At 73.4% G+C, this 18,812-nt stretch carries 15 protein-coding genes, 1 tRNA gene and 1 pseudogene; 4 read left to right on the forward strand and 13 right to left on the reverse strand.

The genetic code is table 11. The features are described 5' to 3' along the window. The 7 genes from IEY78_RS12680 to IEY78_RS12710 form a co-directional block, all read right to left on the reverse strand. The coding region (locus IEY78_RS12680) for an ATP-binding cassette domain-containing protein (RefSeq protein ID WP_189097790.1) at positions 1–361 on the reverse strand (361 nt) is incomplete at its 3' end. Continuing rightward, positions 354–1,283, reverse strand: coding sequence for an ABC transporter permease (locus IEY78_RS12685; RefSeq protein WP_189097791.1), 930 nt, complete (start codon positions 1,281–1,283; stop codon positions 354–356). The genes IEY78_RS12680 and IEY78_RS12685, both read right to left, overlap by 8 nt. A 78-nt stretch (positions 1,284–1,361) precedes the next feature. Continuing rightward, positions 1,362–2,234 carry a glycosyltransferase family 2 protein gene (locus IEY78_RS12690; protein WP_373294149.1) on the reverse strand — a complete coding sequence of 291 codons (873 nt, stop codon included), beginning with the start codon at positions 2,232–2,234 and terminating at the stop codon, positions 1,362–1,364. Between the two features lie 8 nt (positions 2,235–2,242). Then, entirely contained in the window at positions 2,243–3,022 is a 780-nt protein-coding gene (locus IEY78_RS12695) for a CDP-alcohol phosphatidyltransferase family protein (protein ID WP_189097793.1), read from the reverse strand. Beyond that, positions 3,000–4,061 (reverse strand): iron-containing alcohol dehydrogenase family protein, encoded by a 1,062-nt coding sequence (locus tag IEY78_RS12700; protein WP_189097794.1) that lies wholly within the window; start codon positions 4,059–4,061, stop codon positions 3,000–3,002. The genes IEY78_RS12695 and IEY78_RS12700 overlap by 23 nt, the downstream gene beginning before the upstream one ends. Beyond that, complete coding sequence (locus IEY78_RS12705; protein ID WP_189097795.1) at positions 4,049–4,786, reverse strand: phosphocholine cytidylyltransferase family protein; 738 nt, start codon at positions 4,784–4,786, stop codon at positions 4,049–4,051. Before IEY78_RS12705 ends, IEY78_RS12700 begins: the two co-directional genes overlap by 13 nt. Continuing rightward, positions 4,783–6,588: a DUF5941 domain-containing protein gene (locus IEY78_RS12710; protein ID WP_189097951.1), complete on the reverse strand. Its 1,806-nt coding sequence runs from the start codon at positions 6,586–6,588 to the stop codon at positions 4,783–4,785. Before IEY78_RS12710 ends, IEY78_RS12705 begins: the two co-directional genes overlap by 4 nt. 560 nt (positions 6,589–7,148) lie before the next feature. Here IEY78_RS12710 and idi point away from each other — a divergent pair. Further along, positions 7,149–7,760, forward strand: coding sequence for an isopentenyl-diphosphate Delta-isomerase (gene idi, locus IEY78_RS12715; RefSeq protein WP_189097796.1), 612 nt, complete (start codon positions 7,149–7,151; stop codon positions 7,758–7,760). Here idi and IEY78_RS12720 read toward each other — a convergent pair. The 3 genes from IEY78_RS12720 to IEY78_RS12730 all read right to left on the reverse strand — a co-directional run bounded on the left by IEY78_RS12720 (position 7,735) and on the right by IEY78_RS12730 (position 10,278). Next, complete coding sequence (locus IEY78_RS12720; protein WP_189097797.1) at positions 7,735–8,226, reverse strand: ATP-binding protein; 492 nt, start codon at positions 8,224–8,226, stop codon at positions 7,735–7,737. The two genes, idi and IEY78_RS12720, sit on opposite strands and share 26 nt — an antisense overlap. Before the next feature lie 238 nt (positions 8,227–8,464). Next, a tRNA-Met gene (locus tag IEY78_RS12725) sits at positions 8,465–8,538 on the reverse strand. A gap of 87 nt (positions 8,539–8,625) precedes the next feature. Beyond that, on the reverse strand, positions 8,626–10,278 hold the full coding sequence (locus tag IEY78_RS12730; RefSeq protein ID WP_189097798.1) for an ABC-F family ATP-binding cassette domain-containing protein: 1,653 nt from the start codon (positions 10,276–10,278) through the stop codon (positions 8,626–8,628). Between the two features lie 54 nt (positions 10,279–10,332). On the opposite strand from IEY78_RS12730, the gene IEY78_RS12735 reads away from it, so the two are divergent. Beyond that, entirely contained in the window at positions 10,333–11,103 is a 771-nt protein-coding gene (locus tag IEY78_RS12735) for an enoyl-CoA hydratase/isomerase family protein (RefSeq protein WP_189097799.1), read from the forward strand. Between the two features lie 66 nt (positions 11,104–11,169). Here the strand turns inward: IEY78_RS12735 and IEY78_RS12740 are convergent, their stop codons facing one another. Both IEY78_RS12740 and IEY78_RS12745 read right to left on the reverse strand, forming a co-directional pair. Then, positions 11,170–11,814 (reverse strand): DJ-1/PfpI family protein, encoded by a 645-nt coding sequence (locus IEY78_RS12740; protein ID WP_189097800.1) that lies wholly within the window; start codon positions 11,812–11,814, stop codon positions 11,170–11,172. 50 nt (positions 11,815–11,864) lie between these two features. Then, the gene (locus tag IEY78_RS12745) at positions 11,865–12,836 is read right to left on the reverse strand and encodes a GlxA family transcriptional regulator (protein ID WP_189097801.1); all 972 of its coding nucleotides are present in this window, start codon (positions 12,834–12,836) and stop codon (positions 11,865–11,867) included. Positions 12,837–12,980: 144 nt separating this feature from the next. Here IEY78_RS12745 and IEY78_RS12750 point away from each other — a divergent pair, with 144 nt between their 5' ends. Both IEY78_RS12750 and IEY78_RS12755 read left to right on the forward strand, forming a co-directional pair. After that, a complete protein-coding gene (locus IEY78_RS12750; RefSeq protein WP_189097802.1) occupies positions 12,981–13,850 on the forward strand; it encodes an SCO6745 family protein in 870 nt (289 codons plus the stop codon). Positions 13,851–14,113: 263 nt separating this feature from the next. Then, positions 14,114–16,561: pseudogene (locus IEY78_RS12755) on the forward strand (Tex family protein). 53 nt (positions 16,562–16,614) lie between these two features. On the opposite strand, the gene IEY78_RS12760 reads toward IEY78_RS12755, so the two are convergent. Next, entirely contained in the window at positions 16,615–18,618 is a 2,004-nt protein-coding gene (locus IEY78_RS12760; RefSeq protein WP_189097803.1) for an FUSC family protein, read from the reverse strand. Positions 18,619–18,812 lie beyond the last annotated feature (194 nt).

Genomic DNA, 18,812 nt, shown 5'->3' on the forward strand with positions numbered 1-18,812 from the left:
TCAGGGCGGCGTTCACGCCCAGCAGGGAGGGCTGGCCGTGGGTGTAGACCTTGCCGCGCTCGGCGGGCAGCAGCCCGGCGACCGCCTTGAGCAGGGTCGACTTGCCCGAACCGTTGGAGCCGATCAACCCGATCGACTCACCGCGGTAGGCGGTGAAGGACACGCCCTTGACCGCGTGCACCTCCCGCACGCCGGTGGAGGGCTTGCGGCGGATGATGCGGTTCAGCGCCGCGGTGGCACTGCCCTTGCCCGCGCCCGTGCCGTACACGCGGTAGACGATGTGCAGATCGTCCGCGATCACGGTGGGGACCCGCTCCCGGGCCGCCTCTGTCGGCTGGACGCCGTCGGTCTGCTCAGCCACGTCCGTACCGCTCCTCAGCCTTCCAGAAATACACAAAGCCCACGACGCCCATCAGCAGCGCCCAGCCTCCGGCGAACGCCCACACGTGCGGGGGCAGCTGGCTCGCCTTGAAGCTGTCGATCAGGGCGAACCGCATCAGGTCGATGTAGACCGCGGCCGGGTTCCCGTTGAGCAGGACCTCCACGAACTTCGGGACGTCCTTGCCCTTCAGGATCACGTTGATGCTGAACATGACGCCGGAGGCGTACATCCAGGTCCGCATGATGAACGGCATCAGCTGCGCCAGGTCCGGCGTCTTCGCCCCCAGCCGCGCCATGGCCATCGCCAGGCCGGTGTTGAACACGAACTGCAGCGCCAGCGCCGGCAGCGCGAGCAGCCACGACCACGTCGGCACCTGCCCGAAGCCGAGCAGGATGATCACCAGCACGCCCATGGAGAACAGCAGCTGCTGGAGCTGCATCAGGCAGAACGAGATCGGCAGGCAGGCCCGCGGGAAGTGCAGCGCCCGCACCAGGCCCAGGCTCCCCGAGATCGCCCGGGTGCCGGCCATCACCGAGCTCTGGGTGAAGGTGAAGATGAAGACGCCGGTCACCAGGAACGGGACGAAGTCCGGCACGCCGCGGCTCGTGCCGATCAGCACACCGAAGATCAAGTAGTAGACGGCCGCGTTGAGCAGCGGCGTCGCCACCTGCCAGACCTGGCCCAGCTTGGCCTGGCTGTACTGCGCCGTCAGCTTGGCGCTGGCGAAGGCGGAGATGAAATGCCTCCGGTGCCACAGCTGCCCGATGTACTCCAGGAGGCCCGGGCGGGCGCCGCTCTGCGAGAGCCCGTACTTCTGGGCCCGCTGGGCAGGGCTGAGCCCCTCGTCGGAAGATGACGGGGCACTCATGGCGACCGCACTGTCGTGCGTGGTCTCGCTCACAGTTGACACTTTCGTCCTCAAGGTGCGCTGCCGGGGCCATGCCCCGGCTCGCGCCTGATGCTCACGGATCCGAGCTTGTCAGATGACGGGAGGGCGGCCCAGTCGGGTCAGTCGCCAAACGGTAGCCCACTTCATGGGGCGCCTGGGACCGCACGGCGAGACCCAGCCCTCCTTGAAGCCGCCCAGCCAGGCCCGCAGCGCCGGCCGCGACGGCCGGCGGGCGAGGGTGAGCAGAAGCCAGACGCCGAGGTAGACCGGCACCAGCGGGGCGGGGAGGTTGCGGCGGGCCAGCCAGACGCGGTTGCGGGCCACCATGCGGTGGTAGACCGCGTGCCGGGCCGGGGCCGTCGTCGGGTGGAAGAGGACCATGTCCGACCGGTAGTCGATCTGCCACCCGGCGTCCAGCGCCCGCCAGGCCAGGTCCGTCTCCTCATGGGCGTAGAAGAAGTCGTCGGGCAACCCGCCGACCTCCTCGAAGACCGCCGTGCGGACCGCGTTCGCGCCGCCGAGGAAGGTGGTCACCCGCGACGAGCGCATCGGGTCGGCGGCGCGCAGCCGCGGGACGTGCCGGCGCTGGGTCTCGCCGGTGTCCGGGTCGGCGATCCGGAAGCTGATGATGCCCAGCCGGGGGTCCGCGGTGAAGGCCTGGCGGCACAGCTCGGCGGTGTCCTCGTGGGCCAGCAGTCCGTCGTCGTCGAGGAAGAGCAGCACGTCGACATCGCGGCCGCCCGGCCCGAACGCCTCGATACCGGCATTGCGGCCGGCCGGGATGCCGACGTTCTCCGGCAGCTCGACCGTCCGTATGCCCTCGGGCAGCTCGGGCAGCGGCGAACCGTTGCCGACCACCGCGATCTCGACCCGGTCGCCGTCCTGCTTGGCGACCGAGTCCAAAAGCGCGCGCAGCTCCTCGGGGCGGTTGCCCATCGTGATGATGACCGCGCCGACCTTCATCGTGCTCCTCACTTCAGCCTGCTCGACGCCAGGATGGACACCAGGTGCAGCAGCGTCTGCAGAAGCGCGATGCCGGCCAGCACGGCGACCCCGAGCCGGGAGAAGAACAGATCGCCCCGGACCGAGTCCAGGACCGCCAGGACCAGGATCAGCAGGGAGGCCTCGACCCCGAGGACGAGGCGGTGGAACTTCAGCGCCGCGGCGGCCTTGCGGGCCAGCGCCATGCCGGACGAGCGCGGCTCGGAAGCCGTCTCCTTGACCGGCGGCAGACCGCCCTGGTGGCGGGCCACACCGACGAGGTCGGTCTCGGCCTTGATCAGGATGGCGCCGAGCGCGGCGAGCGTGCCCAGGAAGGCCCACAGCCAGTCGATCCGCCCCGAGCCCCACAGGTCGGCGGCGCGCAGGCCGAAGCCGACGAGCACCGCGGCGTCGCACAGGTAGGCGCCGACCCGGTCCAGGTACACCCCGCCGAGGGAGAACTGCTTCTTCCAGCGGGCGACCTCGCCGTCGACGCAGTCGAGCAGCAGGTAGAGCTGGACCATCAGCACGCCGAGCAGTGCCCCCGCGATCCCCGGCACCAGCAGGGCGGGAGCGGCGAGGACGCCGGCGACGGTCATCACGTAGGTCAGCTGGTTGGGCGTGATCCGCGTGTTCACCAGGTGGCGGTCGATGCGCAGCGAGAGCTCGCGCATGTAGAGCCGGCCGGCCCAGTGCTCGCCGCTCCGCCGGTCCTTCACCCCCGGAGGGTGAACGACCGGGCGGAGCTCAGCTACCGATGGCTTCTGCATAGTCGGCGTAAGCGTCCCTGATCTGGTCGGTGGACAGGTCGAGGTGCTCCAGGATGGTGTAGCGCCCGGGGCGGGTCTTGGGTGCGTACTCGACGACCTGGACGAATTCCTCGTCGCTGAAGCCGATCTCACCCGGCGTGACCGGCAGGCCGTGCCGGCGCAGCACCTGGACCATCAGGTCACGGGTCTCCTTGTCCCCGCGCAGGTGCGTGGCGAACGCGGCACCCAGGCCGCACTGTTCGCCATGGCTCGCGGCGCGCTTGGGGAAGAGGAGGTCGAAGGCGTGGTTGATCTCGTGGCAGGCGCCGGAGGCCGGACGGCTGTCGCCCGCGACCGACATCGAGATACCGGTCAGGACCAGGCCCTCGGCCAGCACCTGGAGGAAGTTGTCGTCGCCGACGCCTCCGGGGTGCCGCAGCACGGCCTCGCCGGCCTGGCGGGCCATGGCGGCGGCCAGTCCGTCGATGTCCTCGCCGGTCTCGCGGTGGGCGAGCTCCCAGTCCGCGACCGCGGAGATGTTGGAGATCGCGTCACCGATGCCGGAGCGGACGAAGCGGACCGGGGCCTCGCGGATGATGTCGAGGTCGATCACCACGGCGATCGGGTTCGGCACCCCGTAGGAGCCGCGGCCCGCGTCGTTGTCGAGGGTGGCGACCGGCGAGCACAGGCCGTCGTGCGACAGGTTCGTCGCGACGGCGACCAGCGGCAGGCCGATGCGCGCCGCGGCGAACTTGGCACAGTCGATGATCTTGCCGCCGCCCAGGCCCACGACCGCGTCGTAGTGGCCCTTCTTCATGGCGTCGGCGAGCTTGATCGCGTCGTCCAGGGTGCCGCCGCCGACCTCGTACCACTCGGCGCCCGGCAGCTGGGGCGACAGCCGCTCACGCAGCCGCGCCCCCGAGCCGCCGCTGATCGCGATGGCGAGCTTGCCGGACGCGGAGATGCGCTGATCGGCCAGCAGGCCCGCCAGGTCGTCCAGGGCGCCGGCGTTGATGTCGACGACGACCGGGGACGGAATGAGGCGGGTCAGTACTGGCATGCGATGTCACGGCCCTTCGCGAGGTCGTCGTGGTTGTCGATCTCGACCCACTTGACGTCGCCGATCGGCGCCACGTCCACCTTGAAGCCGCGGTTGACCAGCTCCTGGTAGCCGTCCTCGTAGTAGAGGTCGGGGTCCCGCTCGAAGGTGGTCTTCAGGGCGTCGGCCAGCTCCTCGGCGGCCTCGCCCTCGATGAGGGTGACACCGATGTACTCGCCGGTGGCCTCGGCCGGGTCCATCAGCTTGGTGATCTTCTGGACACCCTTGGCGGGGTCCACGACGACCTTCATCTCCTCGTCGGCCAGCTGCTTGACCGTGTCGAGCGCGAGGATGATCTTCTGGCCGTTGCCGCGGGCAGCGAGCAGCGTCTTCTCGACGGAGACGGGGTGCACGGTGTCGCCGTTGGCGAGGATCACGGTGTGCTTGATGGAGTCACGACCGCACCACAGGGAGTAGGCGTTGTTCCACTCCTCGGCCTTGTCGTTGTCGATGAGGGTGAGCTTGAGGCCGTACTTCTGCTCCAGGGCGGCCTTGCGCTCGTAGACGGCTTCCTTGCGGTAGCCGACGATGATCGCGACCTCGGTCAGGCCGATCTCGGCGAAGTTGCCGAGGGTCAGGTCGAGGATGGTCGTGTCCCCGTCGACCGGCACCAGAGCCTTGGGCAGGGTGTCGGTGTAGGGGCGCAGACGCCGTCCGGCGCCGGCAGCCAGCACGAGGCCGATCATGCGGGTTCTCCTTCATCGTGTACGGCGGGTGCTTGGGAGGACACCCAGAAACGGATGCTCTCGACGAGCACCAGCAGCGCAAGGACCACGGCAAGGGCCGTGAGCGCCAATGTGAAACCTGAGGGGGACAGCGCGGCGGCGAGGACGGTGACCGCGAGGACGCGTCCCTCGTGCCCGCCGGTTGCCCGGACCAGCCACCGCGGCGGGGCCCCGGTGCCACCGCGGATGCGGTAGACGGTGTCGTAGTGATGGTAGGCGACCGCCGCGACCAGCCCGTACGCCGCGGGCAGCGCCCCGGGGACGTCCGCGCGGGCGGCCAGCACCAGGATCGTGACGTATTCGCCGGCCCGGAAGAAGGGCGGCACCAGCCAGTCGAGGGCGCCCTTGAGCGGGCGGGAGACGGCCGCTCCGGCCAGCAGCGCGGAGCAGCCGGCGATCCCGACGGTGAGCCAGGAGGCGGGGTCGTCCTGGAAGAGCACCCAGACCAACAGCACGGCGGTTGAGAGAAATGCCATGGCCGGGGCCAGGAAGGAGCCGGTGCGGCCGCGGCCGCGGGCCCCGGCGGCGATCAGCTCGGCCAGCGGTCCGGAGTCGGCGAGGTCGGCCAGCGCCCGGGCGGCGCGGTCGGTGCGCCGGGCCCGCCTGGTCAGCGAGCGCAGCACCCGGCCCGCCGTGGTGTAGCAGGCGGCCAGCGCACAGCCGATGAGCAGGGCGTAGAAGACGATGCGCGGGGTGGTGAAGGCGGTGAGCACCGCGATCATGGCCCAGCGCTCGCCGATCGGCAGCACGATCATGCGCCGCACCCAGACCGTCCAGCCGACGCTGTCGAGCTTGTCGGAGAGCGCCGCGGTCGGGCTCGTGTTGGCGTCCGCGTCGTGGTTCGCCTCGTTGAAGGAGAAGTCGACGACATGGCGGCAGGTCTGCAGCACCATCGCGCCGAGCGCCAGCGCCCAGACGTCATCCCCGCCGCGGGCCGCGCCCAGGGCCAGGCCCGCGTAGTAGGCGTACTCCTTGGCCCGGTCGAAGGTGGCGTCCAGCCAGGCACCCATCGTCGAGTACTGCAGGGAGTAGCGGGCGAGCTGCCCGTCGGTGCAGTCCAGGAAGAAGGAGAAGAGCAGCAGCAGGCCGGCGGCGACGAAGCCGCCGCGGGTACCGGTGGCCGCGCAGCCGGCCGCGATCAGCGCGGTGAGCAGGGACGCGGTGGTGACCTGGTTGGGGGTGAGCCCGCGCCGTGCGCACCAGCGGGCGAGGTAGCGGGAGTACGGGCTGATGAAGTGGGTGGTGAAGAACCCGTCGCGGGACTTCACGGCGGTGCGCAGCCGGACCGCCTCGTCGTCGACGGCGGCGACGTCCTCCCGTGCCTCCTCGCGCCGGGCGGGGGTGAGCGCGACGGTGGCGACCAGGCTGCCCAGCTCGACGCGGTGCAGACCGGCGCCGTCGCGGTCGAGGGCCTCGGTGAGGGTGTCGGTGAGCACGTCCGTGAGGTGGGCGGTGCCGGCGCCGACCGGGATCCGGCCGAGGGCACGGGTCAGCGCGCCGCGGGCCGCGGGCTGCGCGGTGAGCGCGCCCGGTACGGCCGCGGCCGGGAAGCGGGGGTCGGTCAGCGCCAGCCGCAGGGCGTGCAGATGCCCGACGAAGCGGGGGTCGACGACGGCGATCCGCTCCTGTGCGGGCACCGCGGCGATCAGCTCGGCGGCGGCAGCGGGATCGTTCGCCGTGCGGACGTCAAAACCCAGCGTGCGCAGGTCGGCTTCGAGCGGCGACCCGGCGACCGGCGGACCGGTGAGGATGGCGGTCGACAGACGAACTCACTCCTTGGAAGCTGACAAGGCAGCACGGGCGGTCCGCAGTCGATTCCGCATTCGACACGGTCTACCCGGGCAGCGGGCGTGGCACACCTCGCCCCCGGAGGGGCCGGGTGGCACGTCGGCAGAGGTTATCGGATCGCCGGATGCGGCCGTTCACCGCGCATTCACCGCACGATCGAGTGACCGACGGCTGCGCCTGCCGCGATCATCATGGTGGATCGGACGGCGCATGAACAACTGCGCTGCGCCCCCGGTGGCCGCCCCGGTGCCCCTTATGAGAGGGCTGGTCACGGGGCGGGCGGGTTGTGCCGGGGCAGGTGTGGTGCGCGCCATCCCCTCTTCGGCGGGTGCCTGGCCTCGCCCCGCCGCCACCGGCCGAGCGGCCGGGATCCCGGTCCCGGGGGCACCGTGCGCGGCGGTGGATGTGGCCCCTCTCACGGCGGGCGCACTTTCGTTCCGGCGCGCGGGGCATGTGGCGCCGCGCACCCGCTGTGCCGCTGATGCGGACCCGGCTAGGGCAGACTTGGCGTCGAAGACCGACGACAAGGATGGGCATGCCGATCACACCTGCCAACGGACAGACCGCCGGGGACCCGGCGGTGAGCACACCGGGCGGCGCCGCCGAACCGATCATGCTGGAGCTGGTCGACGAGGACGGTACGACGATCGGCACCGCGGAGAAGCTCGCCGCCCATCAGCCTCCCGGGCAGCTGCACCGCGCGTTCTCGGTCTTCCTCTTCGACGAGAAGGGCCGGCTGCTGCTCCAGCGCCGGGCCCTGGGGAAGTACCACTCCCCCGGTGTGTGGTCCAACACCTGCTGCGGTCACCCGTATCCCGGTGAGGCGCCGTTCGCGGCCGCCGCGCGCCGTACGGCCGAGGAGCTGGGCCTGGCCCCCTCGCTGCTGGCCGAGGCGGGCACGGTGCGCTACAACCACCCCGATCCGGACTCCGGCCTCGTGGAGCAGGAGTACAACCACCTGTTCGTCGGGCTGGTGCGGGCCGAACCGGCGCCGGACCCGGAGGAGATCGGCGAGATCGCGTTCGTGACGCCGCAGGAGCTGGCCGACCGGCATGCCCAGGCGCCGTTCTCCGCGTGGTTCATGACCGTGCTGGACGCGGCCCGCCCGGCGGTGCGCGAACTCACGGGACACGCGGCGGGCTGGTAGCGAGCGGGGCGAACGGAAGCTCGGCCCAGATGGCCTTGCCGCCGTTCGCCGTCAGCTCCACCCCGCATTTGCCGCCCGCCTCCGCGGTGAGCGACTTGACCAGCCACAGGCCGCGTCCGCCGACGTCACCCTGGTCCGCCTCGAGAGCCTTGGGGCGGTAGGGGTGACTGTCCTCGATCGCGATCTGCAGCCAGTTGGCGCCGAGGGTGAGCTGGACGGCGATCTGCGGCGAGAGCAGGGCCGCGTGCCGTACGGCGTTGGTGACGAGTTCGGAGACGATGAGCAGCAGGCCGTCCATGATCTCGGCGGCCACGGGCACACGCTGTTGGGCGAGCAGATCCCGGACCGCGTGCCGTGCCTGCGGCACCGAGGCATCCAGTGCCGGGGCGGTGAACCGCCAGACACCTTCGTACGCGAGCGGGGAGGTCAGCTCTTCGGGGGGCTCTGCGGGGGGTCCGGAAGGCATCCTCACAGGAAGAGTCTTGGGAATGCGCTGGTCCGTACCGGGCCGCTGACCACAAGTCGGCGCCTATCGACGCCTTTTGGCCGCATCCGAGTGTTTCGACGGACCCGGTGACCGGTCCTGTCCCTCTCCTGGCTCGCGCGCGGACCAGGCGGGAAGCATCGCCCCGCGCGCGGCACCGTCCGGCCCTACAGCACAGCCGGTCCGGTGCCTGAGCACCGGACCGGCTGTATCTGTGCAGTAGCGGGGACAGGATTTGAACCTGCGACCTCTGGGTTATGAGCCCAGCGAGCTACCGAGCTGCTCCACCCCGCGTCGGTGCACACCACCCTACGGGGCGGTGGCCGGTGGGCCAAATCGATAATCCGCGCGGGTCCCGGGGGGCGCCCGGTCCCGCCGTGCTCACACCGTCCGGTCGGTGATCCGTCCGGCGTCGACCTCGATCCGGCGGGTGGTGTGCACCGCCTGGAGCATCCGCCGGTCGTGGGTGACCAGCAGCAGGGTGCCGGGGTACGTGGCGAGTGCGGACTCCAGCTGTTCGATGGCCGGCAGGTCGAGGTGGTTGGTCGGCTCGTCGAGGACGAGGAGGTTGACCCCGCGGCCCTGGAGCAGCGCCAGCGCGGCGCGGGTCCGCTCACCCGGTGAGAGCGTGCGGGCCGGGCGCAGGACGTGCGCCGCCTTCAGCCCGAACTTGGCGAGCAGGGTGCGGACATCGGCCGGCGACAGCTCGGGGACATGGGCCCGGAAGGCCTCCATCAGCGGCGCCTCGCCCCCGTCACCGAAGAGCTGGCCGCGCGCCTGGTCCACCTCGCCGACGACCACGCCGGGGCCCAGCGCGGCATGCCCCTCGTCCAGCGGCAGCCGGCCGAGGAGGGCGGCGAGCAGGGTGGACTTGCCGGCGCCGTTGGGGCCGGTGATGGCGACCCGGTCCGCCCAGTCGATCTGGAGGTCCACCGGGCCGAAGCGGAACGTGCCGCGCCGCACCGCGGCGCCGCGCAGGGTGGCCACCACCGCGCCGGCCCGCGGGGCGGCGGCGATCTCCATCCGCAGCTCCCACTCCTTGCGCGGCTCCTCGACGACCTCCAGCCGCTCGATCATGCGCTGGGTCTGCTTGGCCTTCGCGGCCTGCTTCTCGGTGGCCTCGACCCGGGCGTTGCGGCCGACCTTGTCGTTGTCGGGGGCCTTGCGGCGGGCGTTCTTGACGCCCTTCTCCATCCAGTTGCGCTGGGTGTGCGCACGGGTCTCCAGGGCGGACCTGGTGTCGGCGTACTCCTCGTACTGCTCGCGGGCGTGGCGCCGGGCCCGCTCGCGCTCCTCCAGATAGGAGGCGTAGCCGCCGCCGTAGGTGTTGACCTGCTGCTGGGCGAGGTCGAGTTCGACGACGCGGCTGACCGTGCGGGTCAGGAACTCGCGGTCGTGGCTGACCAGGACGGTGCCGGCGCGCAGCCCGGTGACGAAGGACTCCAGCCGGTGCAGGCCGTCCAGATCGAGGTCGTTGGTGGGCTCGTCCAGCAGGAAGATGTCGTAGCGGGAGAGCAGGAGCGAGGCGAGGGAGGCGCGGGCGGCCTGGCCGCCGGAGAGCGTGGTCATCGCCTGGTCGAGGCCGACGGACAGGCCCAGCTGGGCGGCGGTCTCCTCGGCGCGCTCGTCGAGGTCGGCGGCGCCCAGCGCGAGCCAGCGCTCCAGCGCCGTGGCGTAGGCGTCGTCCGCGCCGGGCCGCTCCTCGACCAGCGCCTCGGTGGCGGTGTCGAGGGCGAGCTGGGCGGCGGCCACGCCCGTGCGCCGGGCGAGGAAGGCCCGGACGGTCTCGCCGGGGCGGCGGTCGGGTTCCTGCGGGAGGTGGCCGACGGTGGCGGCGGGCGGGCTGAGGGCGAGCTTGCCGTCCTCCGGGGTGTCCAGTCCGGCCAGCAGGCGCAGCAGGGTGGACTCGCCCGCGCCGTTGGCGCCGACGAGGCCGACCACATCGCCGGGGGCGATGACCAGGTCGAGACCGGAGAACAGGACGCGCTCGCCGTGGCCGGCGGCGAGGTCTTTGGCGACGAGAGTGGCTGACATCAGGCCGCCGATGCTATCGGGCCGGGCCCGCGGCGGGCGTTCTACCATCCGGGCATGGAACCCGGTCTGAAGACACACGTCAGCGACGGCACCGCGACCGTCACGATCAGCAACATCGGCAAGCGGAATGCCATGACGGTGCAGATGTGGCGGGAGCTGCCGCCGCTGCTGGAGCGGCTGGCGGGCGACCGGTCCGTACGGTCGCTGGTGCTGACCGGGGAGGGCGGGACGTTCTGCGCGGGGGCGGACATCGGGGCGCTGCGGGAGGGGGCCGGTGAGTCGCAGGGGCTGGCGGTGGCGGCGGAGGAGGCGCTCGCGGCGTTCCCCGGTCCGACGCTGGCGGCGATACGCGGCTACTGCGTGGGCGGCGGCGCCCAGTTGGCGGCCGCCTGCGATCTGCGCTTCGCGGAGGAGGGCGCGCTGTTCGGGGTGACGCCGGCCAAGCTGGCGGTGGTCTATCCGGCGTCCGCCACCCGGCGGCTGGTCCGGCTGGTCGGGCTCTCCACCGCCAAGTACCTGCTCTTCTCCGGGGAGTTGATCGACTGCGCGCGGGCACTGCGCACCGGCCTGGTGGACGAGGTGCTGGCCGAGGGGGAGCTGGGCAAGCGGGTGGCGGAGTTCTCGGCCGTCCTGGCCAGCCGGTCGCTGCTGACGCAGACCGCGGCGAAGGAGCTGGCCAACGGCACCTGGGACGTGCCGCCGGCCGAGGCCGAGGAGCGGGGCGCGCACTGGGCCGGGCAGGCCCGGGCGAGCGGCGACACCGCGGAGGGGGCCGCCGCCTTCCTGGAGCGCCGGGCGCCGCGCTTCACCTGGCCCGCGGGCTGAGCGGGGCGGGGTCCGCGGACACCGGGGCCGGGTCCGAAGCGGGGTCCGGGCCCGAAGCGGGGCCCGTCACCGCTCCCCCGCCAGCAGGAACCGGCTGCGCTCCCGCAGCGCCGCGGTGACCTCGGCCGGGGCCTTGTCCGGGGAGCCCGCGTCGTAGGGCGGCTGCGGGTCGTACTCGATGCCGAGCTGGATCATCTGGGCCGCGGCGTCCCCGGCGATCCGGCCCGCCAGCGCCAGCCCCATGTCGATGCCGGAGGAGACACCGGCGGCCGTGACGTACTTGCCGTCGAAGACCACCCGCTCCCCGGTCGGCTCGGCGCCCAGCGCCGGGAGCTGCTCCAGCGCGAGCCAGTGCGAGGTGGCCCGGCGCCCCCTCAGCAGGCCCGCCGCGCCGAGGATCAGCGAGCCGGTGCACACCGAGGTGGTCCAGGTGGTGGTGGCGTCCACGGCGCGGATCCACTCGTGCAGCGGGCCGTCGGCCATCTGCGCGGTCTGCCCGGGCCCGCCGGGCACGACGAGGATGTCCGGCGCGGTGACCTCCTCCAGCGCGGCGTCGGCGACCAGCCCCAGCGAGCCGGTGTCGTTGCGGTAGGGGCCGGTGTGTTCGCCGACGAAGACCGCCTCGACCCCCGGCAGCCGGCTGAGGGTGTCGTAGGGGCCGACGGCGTCCAGGGCGGTGAACCGGTCGAAGAGGAGGATCGCGAGCTGCATGGCGGGTTCCTGTCGGTAGGAGTGGTGCCGGCCCGGTGGCCGGCGGGGGATCAGGTCGCGGGTACGGGCGGCGCGGACGGCCGGAAGCGGCGGCGGTATTCGGCCGGGGAGGTGTCCAGGGCGCGGAGGAAGGCGCGGCGCATGGCCTCGGGGGTGCCGTAGCCGCAGTGGCGGGAGACCTGCGCGATGCCGTCGGCGGTGTCCTCCAGGCGCCGGCGGGCGGCCTCCAGCCGGACCCGGTCGACATAGCGCCCCGGCGGCATCCCGACCTCGTCGCGGAACGCCCGGGCGAAGTGCCGCGGGGACAGGCCCGCACGGTCCGCGAGGGCCTCGACGGACAGGTCCGCCGCCGGGTGCTCGGTGATCCACTGCTGGAGGTCGCGCAGCGGCCGCCGGTCGGCGAGCTGGACCGCGAGCTGGGCGCTGAACTGGGTCTGGTTGCCCGGCCGGCGCAGGAAGACGACCAGCTGCCGGGCGACGGCCAGCGCGAGGTCCCGGCCGAGGTCCTCCTCCACCAGCGCCAGCGCGAGGTCGATGCCGGCCGTCACGCCCGCGGAGGTGGCCACGTCGCCGTCCCGTACGTAGATCGGCTCCGGTTCGACGCGCACGGCGGGGTAGCGGCGGGCGAGGGTGTCGCAGAGCATCCAGTGGGTGGTCGCGCGGCGGCCGTCCAGCAGCCCGGCCTCGGCCAGCAGCAGCGCCCCGCTGCACACCGAGACCTTCCGCCGGGCGCGGTGGGCGTTGCCGCGCAGCCAGTCGATCAGCCGCGGGTCGGGGGCGCGGGTGCCCTGGCCGCCGGGCACCAGCAGGGTGTGCGGCACCGCTGCCTCGTCGAGCGTGAGGTCGGGGACGAGGGTGAGCCCGCTGGTGGTGCGGACCGGGGCGCCGTCGAGCGTGGCGGTGCGGATCCGGTAGGCGGCCGGCTCTTCCGGGGACGCCTCGTGGAAGACCTCGACGGGCCCGCAGACGTCGAGCGCCTGGACACCGTCGAAGAGGATCACGAGGACCTCGCGCTGTTCCATGTCTCCATCCTGGCCACCGCGGCGGATGGCAGCAATGACGGGTTTCCCACCTTTCCTGCCACCACCGGACGGGAAGCGGAGGGTGCGGCCGGTTCCGGTCCCCCGGGCTCTTGCTCCATACCCACCGGTCGGTAGCCTGCCTCCATGACCACTTCCAGCGCACTGCCCGAGCAGGCCGGCCGCACCTGCCACAACGCCGTCAACCCGTTCCACTCCACGCACTACTTCGCGCCGGAGCTCGCCGCGGAGCTGGCGAAGGCCGGCATCGAGAACCGCAGCGCCGGCTACTTCGCCTGTCGTGGCGCGGCCATGGGCGCGGTCGGCCCCGGCACGGTCACGGCGACCTTCTACAACTTCAAGCACGACCTCGTCGCCGCGCACGTCCCGCAGGTCTGGACGGTCACCACCCCGCAGGCGGTGCTGGACGCCCGGCTGCGCGCCGTGGACGCCACGCTGCGCCGGCTGCTCGGCCCGGAGGCCGTCGCCTCCCCGGAGATGGCCGAGGCCGCGGAGCTGGCGCTGCGCGCGACCGAGGGCTGCTCCCGGCAGGCCCGCCCGCTGTACGCCGCGCACGCCGACCTCCCGGTGCCCGACGCCCCGCACCTGGCCTACTGGCACGCCGCGACGCTGCTGCGCGAACACCGCGGCGACGGCCATCTGTCCGCGCTGCTGGACGCCGGGCTCGACGGCCTGGAGGCGCTGGTCACGCACACCGCCAGCGGCCGCGGGATGAGCTACCAGGGCGTCATGGCGACCCGCGGCTGGTCGGAGGAGGACTGGCAGGCCGCGCAGGAGCGGCTGCGCGAGCGCGGGCTGCTGGACGCCGAGGGCGAGTTGACCGGGGCCGGGGTGGAGCTGCGCAAGGACCTGGAGCGGGCGACGGACCGGCTGGACCGGGCGCCGTACGCGCACCTGGGCGCCGAGGGCGTGGCCCGGCTGACCGAACTCGCCACCGGCTTCACCACCGCCGTCATGGAGGCCGGGGCGTTCCCGGCCGCGCTGTTCGGCAAGTGAGCCGGCCGCCGGGGCGGTGATCCGGCGGGCGGCCGCGGTGACACTCCCGGGAGCAACTGCCCCTCAGCGGTGACGTATCGGGCCTTCCGGGCGGGGGTGTGCGCGGCCGCACGCACACCCCCGGCGCCGGGGAGCAGCCGCGGACCCGCGGGCGGCCGAGGACTCCGGGGACACTCCCCGTCGGCTGGGCGGCACGACAGTGCGGCCCGCCACCCGGCACAATGCAGGCTCATGCAAGCGCTGGAAGGCAGGTCAGGATCAACGTGACGGCATCCACTGAGCCCATCGGGGCCCTCGGGTCCATCGAAGCGAGGATCGCCGGGGAGCTCGGCGTCAAGGAGCGGCAGGTGAGGTCCGCGGTCGAACTGCTCGACGGCGGCTCGACCGTCCCGTTCATCGCGCGCTACCGCAAGGAAGCCACCGAGATGCTCGACGACGCGCAGCTGCGCGGGCTCGAGGAACGGCTGCGCTATCTGCGGGAGCTGGAGGAGCGGCGGGGTGCGATCCTGGAGTCCGTGCGGTCCCAGGGCAAGCTGGACGAGGCCCTGGAGGCGCAGATCCGCGGCGCCGATTCCAAGGCGCGCCTGGAGGACATCTACCTCCCGTTCAAGCCCAAGCGGCGCACCAAGGCCCAGATCGCCCGGGAGGCGGGCCTGGAGCCGCTCGCCGACGGGCTGCTGGCCGATCCGTCGACGGAGCCGGCCGCGGCCGCCGCGGCGTTCGTGGACGCGGACAAGGGTGTCGCCGACGCGGCCGCCGCCCTGGAGGGCGCGCGGGCCGTCCTGACCGAGCGGTTCGGCGAGGACGCGGATCTGATCGGTGAGCTGCGCGAACGGATGTGGTCGCGCGGGCGGGTCGCGGCGAAGGTGCGCGCGGGCAAGGAGGAGGCCGGCGCGAAGTTCGCCGACTACTTCGACTTCGCCGAGCCGTTCACCGCACTGCCCTCGCACCGGGTGCTGGCGATGTTCCGCGGCGAGAAGGAGGAGGTCCTCGACCTCACCCTGGAGCCGGAGGACCCGGCGGTGGTCACCGAGGGGCCCAGCTCCTACGAGGAGTCCATCGCGCACCGCTTCGGGGTCGCCGACCGCGGCCGTCCGGCGGACAAGTGGCTCAAGGACACGGTCCGTTGGGCCTGGCGCACCCGCGTGCAGGTGCACCTGGGGATCGATCTGCGGCTGCGGCTGCGGCAGGCCGCCGAGGACGAGGCGGTGCGGGTCTTCGCGTCGAACCTGCGCGATCTGCTGCTGGCGGCGCCCGCCGGGACCCGCGCCACGATGGGCCTGGACCCCGGTTTCCGTACCGGCGTGAAGGTCGCGGTGGTGGACGCCACCGGCAAGGTCGCCGCCACGGAGACCGTCTACCCCCATGTCCCGCAGCAGAAGTGGGACGCCGCGCTGGCCACCCTCGCCGAGCTGGCCCGCGCGCACGACGTCGAGCTGATCGCGATCGGCAACGGCACCGCCTCGCGCGAGACCGACAAGCTGGCGGCCGATCTGATCGCCGCCCGGCCGGAGCTGAAGCTGACGAAGGTGATGGTGTCCGAGGCCGGCGCCTCGGTGTACTCCGCCTCCGCGTTCGCCTCCCAGGAGCTGCCCGAGCTGGATGTCTCGCTGCGCGGCGCGGTGTCCATCGCCCGGCGCCTCCAGGACCCGCTGGCCGAGCTGGTCAAGATCGACCCGAAGTCGATCGGGGTGGGCCAGTACCAGCACGACCTGTCCGAGGTGAAGCTGTCGCGCTCGCTCGACGCCGTGGTCGAGGACTGTGTGAACGGCGTCGGGGTGGACGTCAACACCGCCTCCGCGCCGCTGTTGTCGCGGGTGTCGGGCATCGGCTCCGGGCTCGCCGAGAACATCGTCACGCACCGGGACAGCAACGGCCCGTTCCGCTCCCGCAAGGCCCTCAAGGACGTGGCGCGGCTCGGCCCGAAGGCGTACGAGCAGTGCGCGGGCTTCCTGCGGATCCGGGGCGGCGACGACCCGCTGGACGCCTCCAGCGTGCACCCGGAGGCGTATCCGGTGGTGCGGCGGATGGTGAAGTCGGCGGGCACCGAGGTCGGCTCGCTGATCGGCAACACCGCGGTGCTGCGCACGCTGAAGGCCGCCGACTTCGTCGACGACTCCTTCGGCCTGCCGACGGTCGGCGACATCCTCCAGGAGCTGGAGAAGCCGGGCCGCGACCCGCGTCCGGTCTTCAAGACGGCGACCTTCAAGGAGGGCGTGGAGAAGATCGGCGATCTGCAGCCGGGGATGATCCTGGAGGGCGTGGTGACCAATGTCGCTGCCTTCGGGGCGTTCGTGGACGTGGGTGTCCACCAGGACGGCCTGGTCCATGTCTCGGCGATGTCGAAGACCTTCGTCAAGGACCCGCGGGACGTGGTGAAGCCGGGCGATATCGTGCGCGTCAAGGTGCTCGATGTCGACATTCCGCGCAATCGGATCTCGCTGACGCTGCGGCTGGAGGACGAGCACGGTAAGGGCGGCCAGGCGGCCGGCGGCGGCGAGCGCCGCGGCGGCGCGGGCGGTGGCCGCGGCCGTCGCCTCGCCGGCCGGGAAGGCGGGCGGGGCGGTCCTCTTCGGTAGGGGCAGGGCGGCGACCGCCGGCGCGGCGGCGGTGACCGGCGGGGCGGCCGGGACGCCGCGCCCGCCAACGACGCGATGGCGGACGCCCTGCGGCGGGCCGGGCTGCTGGGCAAGGAGCGCGGCGGCCGCTGAGGTACCCCGGCAGCGGCGGAGTTCCCGCCGCTGCCGGGCAGTTCGCCGTCGGCTCAGCCGGCGCCCGCGTACCCGCGGATGCGCTCCAGTTCCGCCGCCACGTCCGTGAGCGTGGCGCAGTCCGGGACCGGCCGCAGAGCGGAGCCCGGCAGCCCGGCGCCGGACGGGCGGCGTGGGTCCTCCAGGGCGTCCGCCATCGCCGACAGCGTCCGGCACAGCCGTTCGGCCTCGGCCTCTCCCGGGCGGTGCGCGCCGTGATCGAGGCGTACCGCGCAGGCGGTCGCGGCGTCCACGATGCGTTCGGCGGCGGTGACCACGGTCAGCCAGTCGGGGTTGCGGTCGCGGGCCGCGAGGAGTTCGGCGGCCGCGGTCTCCGCCGCCGCCCTGGCCTCGGCCAGCGCCCGGTAGGCGGCGCGGCGCAGCGCCAGCCGTTCGGTGGGGTCCGCGCCCGGTTCGGCCTCCAGGACGTGCCGCAGGAAGTCCTCGGCGGCCCGCAGCGCGGCGGTCACCCGGTGGCCCACCCGCCGCCGCGGATCGGCGAGGTGCGGCAGATGCCCGACGACGAGGACGATGCCGCAGGCGATGGAGGTGTCGACGATCCGCTCGGCGGCGGCCTGGGGATCGCCGCTCACGGTCACGAACGCCAGCACCATGAGGGTGATCGCGACGGTCTGGAGCGCGAAGTGGCGGGTGGCGAACGGCAGCAGCGCCCCGCCCGCGGCGGCCACCAGCGCCGGCCACCAGCTGCCGGTCAGCAGCAGCCCCGCCCCGGCGAAGACCAGCACACCGGCGACGGTCCCGGCGAAGCGGTTGACCGTGCGCGAGAAGAGCGGCCCCAGGTCCGGCTTGACGAGGAAGGTGGCGGTCGCCGGGAGCCAGTACCAGTGGTCGGCGCGCAGCAGCAGGGCCACGGCGGTGCTCGCGGCGATGCAGACGGCGACCCGCAGCCCGTAGTCGCGGCCGGCGGGCCCGAACAGGTTGCGGCCGCGCCGGGTCCGGCCGCCGACGGCCGCCAGCGCGCGGCCGGCCACGGCCACCGGCATCCGCACCCGGCCGGGGCGGCCGCGCGGCGCCGGTTCCGGGTCCGTGCCGGGCAGCGGCTCCCGGCGGGCGAAGGCGACCGCGGCGTCCAGCAGCGCCCGGTCGAAGGCGCCGCGGCCGGCCGTACTGGTCTCCGGTGCGGCCACCCGTCCCGGTGAGCCTCCGGTGCGCAGCGCGTCGGCGAACCGGCGGGGGCTCTCCGCCACCCGCGGCGGCAGCGGGCGGGCCTCCCACAACAGGGCGACGCTCGCCTCGCACAGCGCGGTGGCGGCGGCGAACCGCTCGGTGAGCAGCAGTTCTCCGGTACGGGCCGGGCGGTGCAGCAGCCGGCTGGTGAGCCGGCGCAGCCGCAGCGCCTCATCGGCGCGGTCCAGAGCGGCGGTCAGCCGGCGCCGGGCCGGCTCGGCACCGGGCCCGCCGGCCGCGCCCAGCGCGTCGGCGAGCGCGTCGAAGACCGTGGCGACGGCCGCCCGCTCACCGCTGAGCGCCCCGCCGGCGGGCCGCGGCGAGCGCAGGGCCAGCCGCAGCAGGAGCAGCCACAGGCAGCCGGCGAGGACGTAGAGGGCCTTCGTCCAGGGCGCGCCGGGCAGCGGCATCCCGGCGCCGAGGACGGTGGTGGCCAGCATCTGCATACCGGCGTTGGAGCGCACCGGTCCGGCCACGCTGCCCGCGCCCGAGACGAAGCCGACGGCGAACAGCGCGGGAACGAGCCACCAGCCCGCCCCGGCCGCCAGCAAGGAGGCCCCGATCAGCATGCCGAGCGCCGAGGCGAGGGCCGGCAGCCCGATGTGGACGATCCCCGTGCGGCGCGTACCGGGGCGGTCGTTGACCCCCGCCAGCATCGAGCCGAGCCCGGCCAGCACGCCCGGCGCCGGGTGGCCGGTCGCGATACCCGCGCCCAGCAGCGGCCCCGCGCACAGCGCGCCGCGGGCCACGGCCGCCCAGGGCACGGGCAGCCGCTGCCAGCGGAAGGGGTGGGCCAGCCAGGCGGGCACGGCGCGCTGCGCGCGGAGCATGGGCCTCCTCAGACGACGACGTCCGGACGGCACGGGGGCCGGTCCGGCGGAATCCGAAGGGCGACATCGGCCGACGGTGGTGCTCCCAGCCTAAGCGCGGGGATTGTCCGTTTCGCTGCTGCGGGGTTACCGCAAGATCACAAACGGGCGGCGGGAAGAGGTCCGCACGAGCGGGCTGCCGCCTCGTCCCGCCA

Origin of the sequence: Streptomyces kronopolitis (assembly GCF_014646275.1) — a bacterium.
Classification (GTDB): Bacteria; Actinomycetota; Actinomycetes; order Streptomycetales; family Streptomycetaceae; genus Streptomyces; species Streptomyces kronopolitis.

Coding starts and splice junctions, on each gene's coding strand:
- IEY78_RS12690 (WP_373294149.1), bottom strand. CDS start 2,234: ATGAAGGTCGGCGCGGTCATCATCACGATGGGCAACCGCCCCGAGGAG.
- IEY78_RS12695 (WP_189097793.1), bottom strand. CDS start 3,022: ATGCAGAAGCCATCGGTAGCTGAGCTCCGCCCGGTCGTTCACCCTCCG.
- IEY78_RS12700 (WP_189097794.1), bottom strand. CDS start 4,061: ATGCCAGTACTGACCCGCCTCATTCCGTCCCCGGTCGTCGTCGACATC.
- IEY78_RS12705 (WP_189097795.1), bottom strand. CDS start 4,786: ATGATCGGCCTCGTGCTGGCTGCCGGCGCCGGACGGCGTCTGCGCCCC.
- idi (WP_189097796.1), top strand. CDS start 7,149: ATGCCGATCACACCTGCCAACGGACAGACCGCCGGGGACCCGGCGGTG.
- IEY78_RS12720 (WP_189097797.1), bottom strand. CDS start 8,226: ATGCCTTCCGGACCCCCCGCAGAGCCCCCCGAAGAGCTGACCTCCCCG.
- IEY78_RS12730 (WP_189097798.1), bottom strand. CDS start 10,278: ATGTCAGCCACTCTCGTCGCCAAAGACCTCGCCGCCGGCCACGGCGAG.
- IEY78_RS12735 (WP_189097799.1), top strand. CDS start 10,333: ATGGAACCCGGTCTGAAGACACACGTCAGCGACGGCACCGCGACCGTC.
- IEY78_RS12740 (WP_189097800.1), bottom strand. CDS start 11,814: ATGCAGCTCGCGATCCTCCTCTTCGACCGGTTCACCGCCCTGGACGCC.
- IEY78_RS12745 (WP_189097801.1), bottom strand. CDS start 12,836: ATGGAACAGCGCGAGGTCCTCGTGATCCTCTTCGACGGTGTCCAGGCG.
- IEY78_RS12750 (WP_189097802.1), top strand. CDS start 12,981: ATGACCACTTCCAGCGCACTGCCCGAGCAGGCCGGCCGCACCTGCCAC.
- IEY78_RS12760 (WP_189097803.1), bottom strand. CDS start 18,618: ATGCTCCGCGCGCAGCGCGCCGTGCCCGCCTGGCTGGCCCACCCCTTC.